Origin of the sequence: Psychrobacter sp. P11F6 (genome assembly GCF_001435295.1) — a bacterium.
GTDB lineage: Bacteria > Pseudomonadota > Gammaproteobacteria > Pseudomonadales > Moraxellaceae > Psychrobacter.
This window is the reverse complement of record NZ_CM003594.1, coordinates 1,620,450-1,636,310: the sequence shown is the minus strand read 5'-3', so window position 1 is coordinate 1,636,310 and position 15,861 is coordinate 1,620,450. Positions and strand designations below refer to the sequence as shown.

The 15,861-nt window shown below is 43.9% G+C and carries 15 protein-coding genes and 1 pseudogene; 2 read left to right on the top strand and 14 right to left on the bottom strand.

Translation table 11 applies throughout. The features are described 5' to 3' along the window. Nucleotides 1-33: 33 nt before the first annotated feature. From AK822_RS06745 to AK822_RS06690, 12 genes are all read right to left on the bottom strand, one after another. A complete protein-coding gene (locus AK822_RS06745) occupies nt 34-813 on the bottom strand; it encodes an SDR family NAD(P)-dependent oxidoreductase (RefSeq protein ID WP_060491038.1) in 780 nt (259 codons plus the stop codon). Between the two features lie 15 nt (nt 814-828). Further along, complete coding sequence (locus tag AK822_RS06740) at nt 829-1,377, bottom strand: 3-phenylpropionate/cinnamic acid dioxygenase subunit beta (protein WP_060491037.1); 549 nt, start codon at nt 1,375-1,377, stop codon at nt 829-831. A 13-nt stretch (nt 1,378-1,390) separates the two neighbouring features. Next, nucleotides 1,391-2,695, bottom strand: a complete 1,305-nt coding sequence (locus AK822_RS06735) for an aromatic ring-hydroxylating oxygenase subunit alpha (protein ID WP_060491036.1) — start codon at nt 2,693-2,695, stop codon at nt 1,391-1,393. Between the two features lie 16 nt (nt 2,696-2,711). Further along, on the bottom strand, nt 2,712-4,583 hold the full coding sequence (locus AK822_RS06730) for an AMP-binding protein (RefSeq protein WP_060491035.1): 1,872 nt from the start codon (nt 4,581-4,583) through the stop codon (nt 2,712-2,714). A gap of 168 nt (nt 4,584-4,751) precedes the next feature. After that, entirely contained in the window at nt 4,752-5,720 is a 969-nt protein-coding gene (locus AK822_RS06725) for an NAD(P)H-dependent flavin oxidoreductase (RefSeq protein ID WP_060491034.1), read from the bottom strand. Between the two features lie 5 nt (nt 5,721-5,725). Further along, nucleotides 5,726-6,745: a 4-hydroxy-2-oxovalerate aldolase gene (gene dmpG, locus AK822_RS06720; RefSeq protein ID WP_060491033.1), complete on the bottom strand. Its 1,020-nt coding sequence runs from the start codon at nt 6,743-6,745 to the stop codon at nt 5,726-5,728. 3 nt (nt 6,746-6,748) lie between these two features. Next, on the bottom strand, nt 6,749-7,690 hold the full coding sequence (locus AK822_RS06715; protein ID WP_060491032.1) for an acetaldehyde dehydrogenase (acetylating): 942 nt from the start codon (nt 7,688-7,690) through the stop codon (nt 6,749-6,751). A gap of 56 nt (nt 7,691-7,746) precedes the next feature. Further along, complete coding sequence (locus AK822_RS06710; protein ID WP_060491031.1) at nt 7,747-8,532, bottom strand: 2-keto-4-pentenoate hydratase; 786 nt, start codon at nt 8,530-8,532, stop codon at nt 7,747-7,749. A 51-nt stretch (nt 8,533-8,583) separates the two neighbouring features. Then, entirely contained in the window at nt 8,584-9,471 is an 888-nt protein-coding gene (locus AK822_RS06705; RefSeq protein WP_060491030.1) for a VOC family protein, read from the bottom strand. Between the two features lie 71 nt (nt 9,472-9,542). Further along, nucleotides 9,543-10,784 (bottom strand): NAD(P)/FAD-dependent oxidoreductase, encoded by a 1,242-nt coding sequence (locus AK822_RS06700; RefSeq protein ID WP_060491029.1) that lies wholly within the window; start codon nt 10,782-10,784, stop codon nt 9,543-9,545. Continuing rightward, nucleotides 10,781-11,089, bottom strand: coding sequence for a bifunctional 3-phenylpropionate/cinnamic acid dioxygenase ferredoxin subunit (locus AK822_RS06695; RefSeq protein WP_060491028.1), 309 nt, complete (start codon nt 11,087-11,089; stop codon nt 10,781-10,783). The genes AK822_RS06700 and AK822_RS06695 overlap by 4 nt, the downstream gene beginning before the upstream one ends. 12 nt (nt 11,090-11,101) lie before the next feature. Further along, nucleotides 11,102-11,932 (bottom strand): alpha/beta fold hydrolase, encoded by an 831-nt coding sequence (locus AK822_RS06690; RefSeq protein ID WP_060491027.1) that lies wholly within the window; start codon nt 11,930-11,932, stop codon nt 11,102-11,104. Between the two features lie 667 nt (nt 11,933-12,599). Here AK822_RS06690 and AK822_RS06685 point away from each other — a divergent pair. After that, the gene (locus AK822_RS06685) at nt 12,600-13,166 is read left to right on the top strand and encodes a TetR/AcrR family transcriptional regulator (protein ID WP_060491026.1); all 567 of its coding nucleotides are present in this window, start codon (nt 12,600-12,602) and stop codon (nt 13,164-13,166) included. A 110-nt stretch (nt 13,167-13,276) separates the two neighbouring features. On the opposite strand, the gene AK822_RS06680 is transcribed toward AK822_RS06685, so the two are convergent. Continuing rightward, the gene (locus AK822_RS06680) at nt 13,277-14,092 is read right to left on the bottom strand and encodes a thioesterase family protein (RefSeq protein ID WP_060491025.1); all 816 of its coding nucleotides are present in this window, start codon (nt 14,090-14,092) and stop codon (nt 13,277-13,279) included. 346 nt (nt 14,093-14,438) lie between these two features. Here AK822_RS06680 and AK822_RS14655 point away from each other — a divergent pair. Next, nucleotides 14,439-14,737, top strand: a pseudogene (locus AK822_RS14655) (transposase); the annotation flags it as partial. Nucleotides 14,738-14,746: 9 nt separating this feature from the next. On the opposite strand, the gene AK822_RS06670 reads toward AK822_RS14655, so the two are convergent. Further along, nucleotides 14,747-15,688 (bottom strand): LysR family transcriptional regulator, encoded by a 942-nt coding sequence (locus tag AK822_RS06670; RefSeq protein WP_087945584.1) that lies wholly within the window; start codon nt 15,686-15,688, stop codon nt 14,747-14,749. Nucleotides 15,689-15,861: the final 173 nt, after the last annotated feature.

Below are 15,861 nucleotides of genomic sequence, written 5' to 3'. Positions count from 1 at the left end.
TAATCTCAAATCTTGAAGACACTGTTATAGATATTATTGGCCGGCAGATAATCCTCCATCGCTTACTAAAATAGTGCCTGTTACATAGCGTGCACCCTTCGCGCTTGCTAACGTGACATAAAGGTCAGTATGCTCCTCAGGAGAGGAGACACGGCCTAGAGGGATATGTTTGCCCATAGACTCTAAACGTTCTCTATCTTTATTCATTGATTTGCCAGTCTGATTTAATGCATCAGTTCCGCCAATTGGTGTATCCGTGGCACCTGGCGCAACCCCGCAGACGCGCACGTTAGGCGCAAAATCTAAAGCTAACTGGGCAACGACTCCGCGCAGTGCGTATTTAGAAGCGGTATATAAAGGCCCGCCACCGCCCGGACGAAAACAGGCGTTAGAACCTGTGGTAATAAAGCAGCCATAAGATTCTTCTAAGGCTGCATAGCTGGCATGAGCCGCCATTAATACTGCTCTGACGTTGGTTGACATGATTTGCTCAAAACCGTCCTCTAACTCTTGCGGCGACATTTTTTGCATTTTTTTAAAAAAATCCCACACACCAGCATTGGCTACCATGGCATCTAGACCGCCCCATTTCTCAATTGCTGTATTTACAGCTGTTTGGTTGGTCGCGTAATCATTAACATCACCTACTACATAACAGAAGTTTTCATTGGCCAAAAAAGCCTCTATTTGTTCAGGTTTACGTACGACTGCAAGTACCTTGGCGCCTTCTTGCAGGAATCTTTCTACAATAGCCTTGCCAATACCGCTGCCGGCTCCAGTGATAATCACTCGTCTATTCAATAGCATTTGCATCATATTGCCTCTAGATTACATAAATACGTTTAAATTTTTGGTCAGTAATGTAGATTGTTGCAGCAGAATCAGTCGGCCAGCCAAGCGATACTCATTACCTACTTTACGCCATATATCTTTACGTCTACCCATCAAGGTAGAATCATCACGTTCAAAACGACTGCGGTATAAAGTAAATACGCTATGTACTTCAAACTCATCCGCTTTATCCGTATGAAAGACTTCTAGGTTCGATATTGCCGTTACCTGACGGGTTGGCGGATCTTCTGTCCAGCACATACCGCTATCATTACGTTTTAAGCGCATCATGATTGAATCTTTATCTTCTTCAAACAAAGACACTCTAGCTGTGGTGATCTCTGGTATACGGTTTCTACGCAGTATATTCTCGCGGATAGGTGCCCAGTAAATTAAATCCTCTTCCAAGTTTTCTGCCCATTCATCAAGAATTTCGTGATTCAGCAGATATATTTCGTGATTGACAAACCTTTGAATATCAAAAAAGGTTTGCATATCCACATGTTCACCTTTAGCTTCAAGTGCTAATAACTGATCTCTGGTCATTTTTAGCTCCTCTTTAGTATTTTGATTCTGCTAGTGGAATGTCAGCCCAACTACCTGCTTCCATAAACTCGGTATAGCGCTTGAAAAACAGACGTTGGTTGGCATCATTTAACTGACCTTTGGTTACCGTGCCAGGCAAGTCAATAGGGACTGCTTCGCCCTTCGTTGGATTCATGGAATAGCACAATTTTTGATTACGAGTGACGTATCCTGAGTTCCCAAGTGTGGCATGTTCCCAGTTTTCCCCATCATCCATCTCCAAAATTCCACTTGGCGAAAAAGTACGCATAGCACCCAGTCGCCATTTGTCTTTTATCTCATCTGATGCTTCGCTCGGGACCAACGTCCAGCTATGTAATTCTGTTTCTGTCGGTCCTTTAGGTAAAAAGGTTCTAAAGGTTAGATAACCCGGTAAGAAGGCAAAGTTAGGGAAGATAAGGCCTGATGCCACCGAACCTAGCATTTTTCCACGAGCTACCCCTAAGCGCTTGCTAATCTCTTGCTCACGAGAACGCAGATATTTGATGATATCTTTGTCACCCATGGTTGCCGCATTACCAAAGTTATTGGCTAATGAAAACTCCCAACCATGACCATTGACGCTGGCTTGATAAGAGTTTTCGTTACTTACCATGATACCGCCGGCCTCTTTCAGCGTTGCCTCTGCCGCTCCAAGGTGCGTCCATAAAGCATGATAGATATCACCGACAAAGTTATCGGCAGGATACTTCCAATTACAGTTAAGTAATGAACGTGTCGTCCCAGGTAAAAACTCTGTTCCTTTATCATCTACGTCCAAGATAGCATCTAGATACCAGCGGAAATTACCCAAATACTCTCCTAAAGACGGTGCCTCTTCGTCAAAAGTTGCAAAGACTAAGCCTTTATAAGTTTCTACGCGAGCTCTATGTAAACCCCAATCTTCCTTATTAAATCCTTCGGTTTTGTCATAAAGCTCATTTGCTGGCATGCCATTGAGCTTGCCGTCTAGCCCAAACGCCCAACCATGATAATTACAAACGAATGAGCGAATTTTACCTTCACCAGCAAAGCAAACTTTATTACCGCGATGTGGACAAGCATTGAGCATAACGTTGATGCTTTTATCTTTTGCTCTCGCAACAATAACCGCATCTTCGCCGATATAAGTAGTGATAAAATCACCAAAGGATTTGACCTGAGATTCGTGGGCGACAAAATGCCAACAACGTGCAAAAATCTGCTTGAGCTCTTGTTGATAGATAGACTCATCCCAAAAAATACGTCTATCTATTAATCCATTTTCGTGATCAACCATCGACCGTATATTCATTGACATTAGTGTTTCTCCGTAATTAAAATTCAGCTATTTTGGTTTGAAAAGAATGGAAGTAAATACTCGATTTTCTTTCTTCGGCATACATCTTATCGATGAGTTCTGACCAACTCTCTAATAAGGCTCGTTGATTTAAATAACCCTTATCAGTTATTTCATTTTTTTCAATCGATGGTTGCTCAGGTATGATGGCAACCCTACCTATCCTAGTGCTATTGCTGAAATACACGTCGTTATATTCTTGCAATAGCTCAATGACCTGACTAACAACCTCATCTACCTGTTGCAAATGAGCAGCATTTTGTTGTTCTTCGCTCAATTTATACTGTTTGGTTAGACGCTCAATATTTGGCACGATAAGTAAACCAATTTCCGACTGGTTATGTCCTGTGATAACTGCATCTAAAAAGTAAGGCTTTAATGCCGTTACGACTCCCACTCTAATCGCATTGACGTTGACCCAAGTGCCAGAGCTCAGTTTAAAGTTCTCGGACGTTCTGCCATCAAATATTAAGCCTTCAGACGGATTTTCTGGATTGATCAATCGACCCGCATCACCCATCGAATAAAAACCGTCTTCATCAAAGGCTTCAGCAGTTGCCTTCTCATTGCGCCAATATCCTGGTGTCACATTAGGTCCGCGTACGGCAAGCGCCATTTTATCCTGCACAGGTGTTAACTTAATCTCGGTGCCAGGCATAGGAACACCAATATTAACAGCGACATCAGACTCAAAATTTAGGCACGTTGCAAAGGGAGCCGTTTCTGTAGAGCCCCAGCCAGCCAGCAGCTTTGGACTGGTTCCGACCAGCTCAATCGAAAGCTCAGCCAATCTATTTCTTGTTTTTTCAGGTAAGGCCGCGGCGGCAATGAATATAACCTTTACGACTGAAAAGAACTTACGCGCTTGGCGATGGTTTTCTTCAAACTCTGCCAATAGAGCTTCGATACCAGCGGGTACGTTGAAATGAATGTTAGGCTCAATCATGCAGATGTTTTCAATAGTTCTGCCGATATGTCCTGGAACCGGTTTGCCATCATCGATGGTTAAGGTGCCACCATTAAACAAGGCGATATTGACGCAGACGTTGCCACCAAAGGTATGGCTCCATGGTAGCCAGCTCACTAAACTTGGCGTCATATCCTGCAAAAATGGCCACATCTTATAAAGAGCAAATTGGTTGCTATACATCATTCGATGGGTGTTGATAACGCCTTTTGGATTACCCGTAGAGCCTGAAGTCATCATGACTTTAGCAATAGTGTCTTGAGTAACCGTTGCTCTTCTCGTCTCAACTTCTGCCTCTGTCACTTGTGGCAAGCTTCGAATCGCAGGGATATCATCCATATCTGAATTAAATGCAATACACGGTATGTCATGATGCTCAAGGATGAAAGTTGCAGCTTTTTTAAATAAATTAGTGTTACTAAAATGAATCACGCCAGGCTTGACCGTATCGATGATACTAGACAGGCGCTCGAAGGAGTTGCCATAGACGGCATAGGCAATAGACACAGGAGTAATAGGCACACCGATGGTCATCGCTGCAAATGCTACCAACGCATGATTGATAGAGTTTGGCGCTATTATCATAAGCGGTTTGTCCGCTGAGATATCTAACGTGCCTAAATGCGTCGCTATGCTCTTCACTCTAGAGGCAAACTCTTTATAAGATATCTCCGACCAACCATCTGCGGCTCTTTCACGCATACAAACGGTATTTGGAGAGCGCTTAGCCCAATAATCAATGCAGTCGAGCATCGTATGCTCATCGAGATTCAGCGGCTCTTTATTACGTAGCACAAGATAGTTTTGAGCACCGTCATCAGTGACCACATCGTGGCGACCAAGCTTTATTTGTGGGTCAGTTTTGGATGCAAACTCAATCATTTTGCCCATCCCTCCATGGTTAGACTAAATTGGATATTTGTACTCAATAGATTTCAAATATCATTGAAGACAAATATAGGAACTACTTTATTTCGAGTAAACCAAATCCTCTTCCTATTAGGATGCTTACTGCTACATTTTTAAGACTTACAAATGGCTGTTTAATGTTTACGCTTTAGGCCATGCAGCAAGTTTGTCGTTAAGCGTGGGTTTCAAAGATTTAAGCTCGTCAGCTAACGACTCAACCACGTCAGCGACGCTCTCAACACACTCGGTTGCACTCACCCCGTGACCTGCGCCCCAAGTGTCTTTCCATGCTTTGCCTTCACCGTGAATATCAGAAAAATCAATTTCTGTACTGCCTTTAGACGACTTCAAATCAAAGCCTGATTTTTCTAAACTGGCTTTGAGCCAATTGGCCATCACACCAGAGACGACATCTGACGTCACAATATCTGACATGGTGGAATCAACCAGCATGCTGCGATATTCATCGTTTACCAAACTCTCAGGACAGCTGATAAAGCGCGTGCCCATATACGCAAAGTCAGCACCCAAAGCGAGCAAGGCTGCGATTGATTTGGCACTTTGTATCGCGCCGCCAACGATGATAGGACCATCATAAAAACGGCGAACCTCTTCTACAAAAGCAAAAGCCGTATATTTACCCGTATGACCGCCTGCGCCAGAGCAGACCAAAATTAGACCATCGACACCTGCTTCGACGGCTTTTTTGGCTTGTTCGGCATTGATAACATCAGCAAAAACCTTGCCACCAAACGCATGAACCCTATCTAACACACGTTTTGGACTACCAAGCGCGGTCACCACAAACTTAGGTTTGTAGCGCTCAACCAATGCCAACTCGGCCTCAAAACGGTCATAGCTTTTGTGGACAATCATGTTCATCGCCCACATACCCTCATAGGCGGTATCTTTAAGCTCAGACTCGATTTTATCCAACCATTCTTCTAGCACGTCAATCGTGCGAGCGTTAGGGGCTGGGAAACAGCCTATGATTCCCGCTTTTGCCGACGAGATAACCAAATCAGGACCGGATATCAAGAACATCGGCGCCACGATCACGGGCAGCCGCATCCGCTCATATAGTGTAGATACAATATCTCTATTGGCCATATCCTCTACCCCTTCACCTGATTAATTAAATCCAAAGCCACATCAACGATCATATCTTCTTGCCCACCGATAAGCTTACGCTTGCCGACTTCAACCAATATCTCGCGCACGTCGATATCGTATTGTTTCGATGCTTTTTCAGCATGACGTAAGAAGCTTGAGTAAACCCCAGCGTAGCCAAGTGTTAAGGTCTCACGATCAACTCGAACTGGTCTGTCTTGTAGCGGTCGCACCAAGTCTTCAGCCGCATCCATCAATTTATAAAGATCACAATTAGTCTCCCACCCTAGGCGATTGCTAGCAGCAATAAAAACTTCTAGCGGTGCGTTTCCAGCGCCCGCACCCATGCCAGTCAAAGAAGCATCGACACGCGTTACGCCATTTTCGACCGCGACGATACTATTGGCGACGCCTAGACTTAGATTGTGATGAGCATGAATACCAAGCTCAGTGTTGGCATTTAAGGTATCTTTTAGCGCCTTGACCCGATCCGCCACATCATTCATATTCATCGCGCCGCCACTGTCTACGACGTAAACACAACCTGCGCCATACGATTCCATAAGTTTCGCCTGTTCGGCCAGTTTGGCAGGCGATACCATATGCGACATCATCAAGAAACCTATGGTGTCCATGCCCATCGCTTTTGCGGTTTCGATATGCTGTTTTGACACGTCCGCTTCTGTACAATGGGTCGCGACACGTACTGAGCGTACGCCCAAATCATAAGCGCGCTTCAAATCTTGGACAGAGCCGATGCCAGGTAGCAATAGCGTGGTCAATACCGCTTTGTCTAACACATCAGCCACCGCCTCAAGCCACTCCCAATCGGTATGCGCCCCAAAGCCATAATTAAAACTACTGCCACTTAAACCATCGCCATGCGCCACTTCAATGGCATTAACACCAGCGTCTTCGAGCGCTTTAGCGATATTACGGACATGGTCAATACCATACTGATGACGTATGGCGTGCATACCGTCGCGAAGGGTGACATCTTGGATATATAGGTTTTTATCAGTCATGATTTATGCTCCCACTTGTGCTTGTCTGGCGACCGCAATTTTTTCAGCAGTCTTTAATGCCGCTGAGGTCATAATGTCTAGGTTGCCCGCATACGAAGGCAGGTAATGCGCCGCGCCTTCTACTTCAAGAAATACTGAGGTTTTAAGCCCTGTCAGCGTACCGATATCTGGGATGTGCAATGGGTTTTGCTCGGTATAACGCTCAAACTGTACGGTCTGCTTTAAGCGATACCCTGGTACATAGCTTTGTACCTCTTTGACCATTTCATCAACACTGGCTCTGATGTCATCCTCGCTCGCATCTTCAGAAAAGGTCATTACAGTGTCACGCATAATCATCGGTGGCTCGGCAGGATTTAGAACAATAATCGCTTTGCCTTTTTTGGCACCGCCTACTTGCTCAATGGCGTGCGAAGTGGTTTCCATAAACTCATCAATATTGGCTCGAGTACCGGGTCCTGCAGATTTTGAGGAGATAGAAGCGATAATCTCTGCATAGTGAACCGGTGCTACACGTGATACGGCATAGACCATAGGAATGGTCGCTTGTCCGCCGCAAGTCACCATATTGACATTTGGCTGCTCGATATTAGACTCACCATTGACGGCGGGTACAATAAATGGACCAATCGCCGCTGGGGTCAAATCAACAATAATTTTGCCCGCTTCGTAACAGACTTTTGAATGGGTAGCGTGTGCAGAGGCGGAGGTGGCATCAAAGACAATGGCGATGTCTTGCCACTCAGGCATGGCTATCAGACCGTCGATACCTTCATGAGTGGTCGCGACACCCATGCGTTTGGCGCGAGCCAAGCCATCAGACTCAGGATCGACACCAACCATGGCAACGATTTCTAGGTTTTGAGAGGTTTTTAGAATTTTAATCATCAAATCAGTTCCAATATTTCCTGAACCGATGATGGCGACTTTCGCTTTCGTTGACATATTATTGACATCCTTTTCGATAGTTAGATTTCTTATTCAGTTTGCTATTCGGTTGATTAATCGATAAAACTCACTGACACACTATTGAGACCATCTATGCTGGCGGTAAATTGATCGCCTGATTTGACAGCGATCATTGGCCCTAGAGCACCTGACAGCACCACATCACCTGCTTTGAGTGGCTGACCGTTTTCAATCATCCTATTGGCAAGCCAAAGTGTCGCCAATAAGGGGTTACCTAAACAGGCCCGACCTTCGCCTTCAGAAACCACTGCATCACTATTTGCCAACCGCATTTTGCAGCTTTCTAAATCGAGTTGGCTAAGCGGTACGGGTGTGGTTCCCATGATGATTCCGCCATAAGAGGCATTGTCAGCGATAGTATCAAACAGGCTAATGTCCCAGTTCGCCACACGGCTATCGACAATCTCTAAAGCAGCAACGGCATAATCAACGGCATTGATGACATCGATAATCGTTAAATGGTCAGCATCTAAATCAGACTTCAGTACAAAGGCAATTTCAGCTTCAACTTTGGGCTGCAAAAACTGACCGACAGATATCTGCGCGCCTGAGCAATAGCAAGTATCGCCATAGACCATACCGTAGTCCGGTTGATCCACACCCAATTGTGCTTGCACGGCGGTTGAGGTCAGGCCAATCTTGCGACCGATGGTGACTCTACCTTGCTCGCTCCAGCGGCGGTGATTCTCTTGCTGAATCCCATACGCCAAAGAGATATCGGTGGCGTCAACTTGGTCACGCAGTGGTGCGACTGCGCCTTTGCTATAGGCATCAAATAGTGAAGTGGCTAAATCAGCAGCGGTATTCTTGTCATTCATAATGTAAAGCTCTCATGTGCGTCGTGTATTTTTGCGGCGTATATAGATGGGTTATTTACGTGGCGGACGCTGAAACTTATGTCCCCAAGCTGAATTGGTATGATGAACCTTGACATGCCAGCTATCATCATCAACCTCTATCGCACCCCAGCCAAATTCAACATCAAAGCCCGACGGACTCAGGGTATAAAAAGACAACATCTCATCATTAGAGTGTCGACCTAGCGTGAACGAGAAGTGTGTGCCTGCTTTTTCGGCGGCATCCATCGCCCGGCCAACGTCATCGACGTCATCGACTTGCAGCATGATATGGGCAACTTTTGCTGGAATAGGCACAGGCGCTAACGCCAAAGAATGATGACGACCGTTACAACGTAAAAAGGTGATACTTAAAGGTTTACCAGGTACGATTTCGGTATTGATATAGTCTGATACTTTGAAGCCTAAAAGCTGAGTGTAGAATACTTCTTGTGCTGCATGGTCTTTGGTAATAAGGACGATATGACCAAGTCCCTGCTCGCCAGTGATAAAGCGAAAACCTTTAGGACTAACAAAAGGCTGATTGGTCAACTGCAAAGGACCGTAGAAGGCTTCACAGCGCGTGCCGTCAGGATCATAAAAGACGATGAGCTCTTTTACTTGACGCGATTTCGCCAACTCATCGGAACCGATTTCAAAAGCAATACTGTGCTCGTGCAAGCGGCTTTTCAGATTTTCCAAATCCTGCTTGTCACTGACTTCCCAACCGACATAATCTAGATGGTTATGATCTGAGTGTTTAAGCTTAATACGCCAAGCATACGAATCGACGCGCAGCGACATATCACCATTATCATGGTCATCGACACTGACGCCCAGTATGTTTTTGGCATAATCTCGCCATGCTTCTTTATCAGCAATGGAAAAGCCCAGATAGCCTAATGCTTTTATCTCTGACATGTTAAAAATCCCTTTTATGAGTTTTATCCCTTAACTTTCTTTTACAACACAGCATACAGATAGCCGCGCATTTAACCGCGCATCAGTTTTCGCAGTGGCAGCTCTGGATTGGCCAATTGTGATGGCTCAACATTCACATCATTCTTTATCATGCGCATGGCGGCGCGAACAGCATTTGGATTATTGACGCTGACTGCCCCAACGACGCGATTATCAACCACGCTAAAATACACCGGCCACTCGCCTTCTAGTCTCACGACCAAATGCTCTTTAGTGGGTAAAATCTTGCCAGCCATCTCTATATGCAAATCGCCTTGATCTGACCAGAACCAATCAACAGGTGCTACTGGCAACTCTTGATTTAAAATAGCAGCGGCAGCACGCTCTCCTTGATGTTGGGCTGACTGCCAATGCTCATGACGTACTGTTGAGCCATCAACTTGGCTCACTGCCGCAACGTCTCCTGCCGCATAAACGCCTGCAAATTTAGTGGCTTGATTGTCACTGACTTGAATACCGCCCGTCACTGGGTTTAGTAGCTCGGCGCTGATAGCATCCGAAAGATAAGGCGTACTTGGCGCCATACCAACGCCCATTACAATGACATCAACCTCAATGGACTTGGCATCATCAAATAATATAGACACACTGCCATCTGGCTGCTCTATAAATTTATCGAGGCGGCAATGAGGGGTCAGCGTCACGCCTTGGGCGCAGTGACTGGCGACGATTTTTTCACATAATTCTGTCGGTAGTAGATGAGCCATGGGCAGCGCAGCGGCATCTAACCACTGTACTGCGGCGCCAGATTTTGATAACGAAGCCGTAGTTTCAGCACCAATAAAGCCGCCACCTATCACCGCCACGCGTGTATCAGCGGTCAATCTTTGGCGTAGGTTTAGAGCATCTTCATAGTGACGTAATACCAATATTTGCGGCAAATCTGCTCCTTCTATAGGTAATCGTCTTGCCTCGCCACCCGTTGCCAACACGATGGCATCGGCGGTTAACTCTCTACCAGACTCCAAAATAATGCGGCGCGTCGTAGGATCTAATTGACGCACACCATCACCGTAGTGAGCTTCTATATTGAGTGCCGTGAGCTCGTCATCGTTGATTAAAGCAATATCGTGGTGGGTGCTGTCTGCTTGCATCAAAATCTGCTTGGATAACGGCGGTCTCTCATATGCGCCATGTTGGTCTTTATCGACCAGCATAATGCTGCCCAAAAAGCCCTCTTGGCGTAATGTCCTGACAGCGCTTACTCCAGCGGCACTTGCACCAACAACGATGACTGACTCAATTTGGCTCATCTGTCGACCTCAACGTATATCTCACCATCTCTGATTTCGACATCATAAACATTGACAGCTTTAATCGCGGGTGGATTATCAGGAACGCCCGTCTTTAGGCAAAATACTGACATATGCAGCGGACACTCAACGGTATCACCCTCTACAAAGCCATCACAAAATGACGCTTTGGCATGCGTACAGGTATCATCAATCGCATAAACCTCACCACTTTCACCACGAATGATGGCGATTGGCGGGTTAAATTGGTCCAGCTTGATTGCTTCGCCAATGTCTAAGTCTTCTAATTTGCCAACATGAAACATAACAATCTCGCTCTATTCTGCCGTGAAATGATTGATGACCAATTGCAGGAATTCTTTAGGTCTTTCAGCCATGACCCAATGCCCACAATTGGCTAAGACATGCAAATCTGCATTGGGCATCGAACGACCTAACTTAAAGCCCATTTCTGTTGGCACGACTTTGTCTTCACGGCCGTGAATAACGATAGCAGGATGATTGATTTTGGCGACCACGTGCTCAGGCATGCCTGAGAGTTGCGTTTCCCCTTCCTCATTTGGCTGTACCAATAACTTGCGCAGACCTTCTTGAGCGCCAGGAATAAGGCTGGTTTGATAACGTTCTTCGACCAACTCATCGGTGATAGTGTCTGGATTATATGGAAAGTGTGACATGGCTTGACGCATGTTTTCGCGTGATGGCGTGTAATCCCATCCTGAGCGCAGACCGGGCGTCATAAAGAACTTGTCACAAGGGGTGCCCATTAAACAGAGCTTGGAGAACCTTTCAGGGAAACGGGCCGCCGTTGCAAGTGTCAACGAGCCACCAAATGAATTACCAATGACGTGGGTTTTTTCGATACCTAGCGCATCTAAAAAGGCCAATAAATGCTTGCCCCAATGCTTAATATCGTAACTGAAGTTAGGATCTCTTTCGGTGTGGCCAAAGCCAGCTAAGTCAGGCGCGATGACACGGAAGTGTTTGGCAAGCTCAGGAATAATTTTACGCCAGTTGGTATAGGCAGAGACGCCTGGTCCTGAACCATGCAACAGCAATAATGGCTCACCCTCGCCCATTTCCAAATAGTTGGTTTGCAATCCAAAAGCTTCAATCGTTTTGCCTTTGCCAGAATCAATTACTTGCATATTCAATCTTCCTTGATAACAGTTTTCACGAGATGATTATTTATCACTGACAATTACAATAATGTAAAGTATCGACTATGTCAATACGCTACCGTATGGTAAATCATAAAAAAGTTTTCTAACAAGATTACGAAGCATAATATAATTAATATATTCTTATCTCCTAAGCCCTTATAACTACTGGATTTTAAAGTGAAAAAATGAATATTATTAAGCGAAATTATTAGTTAAAATTTATTTTAATTGAGCGTAACTGAATGTATTCTATTAATCTATAACATACGAAAGCGTATGTTATAGATTATAATTAGGCGTATAGCGAGTTGAGAAGCAAGGATAAAAGTGATAAAAGCGCTGCTTACTGGTATTTAACAGGATGAGCGAGAGGTCTTTGGAGAATCGCTGAGAATGAATCAGATAGCTTATTAGGCTAGGACTTAAGTTTATTAAAATGATAAGATACGGCAAATCTGATCTGAATGGCTGAGTGCATGGCTCAATAGGCGTATAATTATTAATTCCTACGAATGCTATCGTACAGTCAGGCTTTAGGTATCTTGTATTTAGCATTTAGAGTACTCGAAGCGTACCAAACATAATGAATTAACTGTTTAAGAGTGAATCAACGATGATTGACTCTTTGTTAATAAATAGAGGTCTTAAAAGCATGGATTTAATAGAAAAAAATCCAAGTCAATCCAACAAGCTGACTGCCAAAGATTGGTTGGATATCGCTGAATCTGAGCTGGCTAAATCTGGTATTTCTGCCGTCAGAGTAGAGCCGCTTGCCAAAAAATTAAAGGTTACCAAAGGAAGTTTTTACTGGCATTTTAGTAGCAGAAAAGAGCTGTTCGAAAAGCTACTATCAAACTGGCGTACTCGCTCAACGGTTGCCATTATTGAGCGTTTAAGTGATATAGAATTGACACCTGAAGAACGCTTGAGAAAGCTTTTCTTGATTCCTTATAAGCGTCATACCAAAACCAATGGCGCCGCTTTAGAGCTTGCCATTCGTAACTGGTCACAAAATGATAAAGCTGTGCGGGAGATTCTAAATGAAGTCGATACTCACCGTCTGACTTTTATTGCGATGATTTTTGAAAACTTAGGGTATGACAAAGAGCAAGCGGAGATAAGAGCGGCGCGATTTTATTACACGATGCAGGGAATATCAGTCGTCAATGTGCACAAGGAACAGGCTTCTATTGAGCAGATATTTGAAACTTTATTGTAATGATTTTTGCCTAGCATAGTACGTTGATGGTGTTTGGAATGATAGCGCAAGCGGTGGTGCCCTCTATTGAGTTCACCAGCGCCTCGTATAGTTTTTTGTAAAAATCAAAGTTAACGCGGCATCTGACGAATGGTGAGAATTTGCTCACTACGACCAAAAGGTCCATAAACGTCATGCAGTACGGCACTGGTGATACCGATACCGTAAGCACCGTATTGTTGTACCGCCTCTAGACCTAGCCAGCGTCCTTTAGGCATGCGATGCATATGGATTTGTAAATCCGTATTAGGGAACATCCATTGTAAATCATTCAGATCCAATCCTAGCCTTGGCACGATGCCATTAGCAAGATCCACCATACCGAGCAAGTGCACCAAATCCGTAGTGGGCTCACCTTCTACCATTGCCGTATCATTGGTAATCCATACCATACCTTTGCCCGCCCGCCGCTCCTTATTCGCAACCAGTTGTACGCTTTTAACAAACCCGCCAGGCCAGCTTTTCATCTCTTCCCATACTGGTAACTCATCAGGATGCTGAGGTGCGTTTTGGTCTTCCAAGCCTGCAATGTCGCTAGTATCTTGTGTCAAGAGTCGCCAAGCACGCGCAGTAATACAAGCGCGACCACCACTACTCATGACCGATTCTATTAACTCGATGGTTTTGCCCGGACGAATACAGCGAGTAGTAATGATAAAATCATCAAGCGGTATCAGCCCTAGGATATCAAGGCTAATCCGTGCTATACGCATATTGGCTTGCGGTGCAAACTGACTCAGCTCATGGGTCAGCACGCCAGTCGCCGCGGCCATATGCTGTTCATGTTGATTCCATGCACCTTGGGCATGTTGAGTCGGTTTATAATGCGCAATGCTGACATTATCTGCTTGCTGTTCACGTTGGATACAATTGTAATAAGCTGCCATGGTTATCCCTTCGCTTTGGTTTCCTAGTAAGATACTCTGAATAGATTAGAATTCATGATAGTAGCAGATATATTGGCGTTGTTTCCTTACTGACAGTACACTTTCACTTCTAACTGACGTTTTGAGTGGATAATTTGTCGCAGTGAGAGTAGCTTACTTGGAATTAGAGTTACTTTAATTGAGTCTACCGATGAATAAAGTTTATTTTGTAGACTAGCTTAATATTTGTCAGATACAAACTCTCTCACTAGTGTGGTTATAAAGGTTGATAACACTATATTATAGATAGTGCTAGCAACCTTTTTTATTTATTATTTTACTCAGGTGATGTGCTGCATGTTGGGGCTTGATTGAAGTGATTGGACAAGCTGATTACTTTATCGCTGATAAAGGATATGACTCAAAGGCTATCAGAGATAAAGCTCGAAGCCATAATATGATACCCGTCGTTCCTAAAAAGAAGAATGCCAAACAGCCTAATCCAAAATTTGATCGTTATTTATATAAGTTACGCATTGAGTAGAAAATATGTTTGCGAGACTCAAACATTTCCGTAGCATCGCGACTCGCTACGAGAAGTTGGCTCGTAATTTTAAGTCTATGCTCTATCTAGCGTGCACTATCATTCATTGCAAGACGAATTGAGGACACACCCTAAAAAGACATATCAAACTCTATAATTTCTTCAATAAATTTGGCTTCAATAGCGGACAAAGCGCGATGCTTGTGCCAAAAAATATATACAGGTATATCAGCAATCCCATCTCTCGGGGGCAAGCGTCTAAGTTTAGATGCTAGATGAGTAGCAGCAACAAACTGATCTGGCAAAGAACCTATACCATATCCAGTGTAAATTAGTCGAACCAGCTCATCTAAATTATTTGTATACGCACTAACGTGACCCGTAAAGTCATGGGCTTCTTTAAATAACGTTATTGGTGAAAGAACATCACCAATAGCTTCGCTATTAAATGCAATAAAATTCTCCTCTAATATATCACTAACACTCAAATCTTTTGCTGAGAATAAAGGATGGTGATATCCACAATATAGATAATAACGTTGATTGAAAAGTATCTCTTGGTTAAGAGTATCGGATGTATGTTTTGCTAAACAAATACCAATAGCAGGATTTTTTTGCTTTAAGTCATTTAAAATATCCATGCTTGATTTAACTGTTAAATCTAAAGTAATGTTCGGATACTTTTTTTTGAAATATACTAGAAAATCATTGTATTTAGGATTATGAAGCCGACTAACAACTAATAGTTTAATATTACCTTCTAGAAGATGTAGATTACTGCCTTTCATCGCTTCGATAGAAGTAATCTCTGTGAATATCGTTTGAGCAACTTGAAGACAGTAGCGACCGATCGGTGTGAGCTCTAGCGGCTTGGTATTACGAATAACAAGCTGGTTTTCAAGTTGATCTTCAAGCTTTTTGAGATTTTGGCTAACTGCAGATTGGGTAATGTTTAGACGATCAGCCGCCGCACTAATACTCCCCTCTTCACATATAGCAATTAATACGTGGAGTAATGTCCAATTTAAATTGTCTGCTAACTTCCGTTGTATCATAGTAATTTCAGCACTCATATTCTAAATATATTGATAACCAGTCAATATGAGAGGTCTGCCAAAGGTATGGAGGACTTAGTTTTCGCGATATGTACTTAGACTCCAAGTTCTCAACTCTCCTCTCATTATTGTCATCAGTCCATAATACAATATAACTAGAGATAGTGAGTCACTATAAATGCTGACTTATT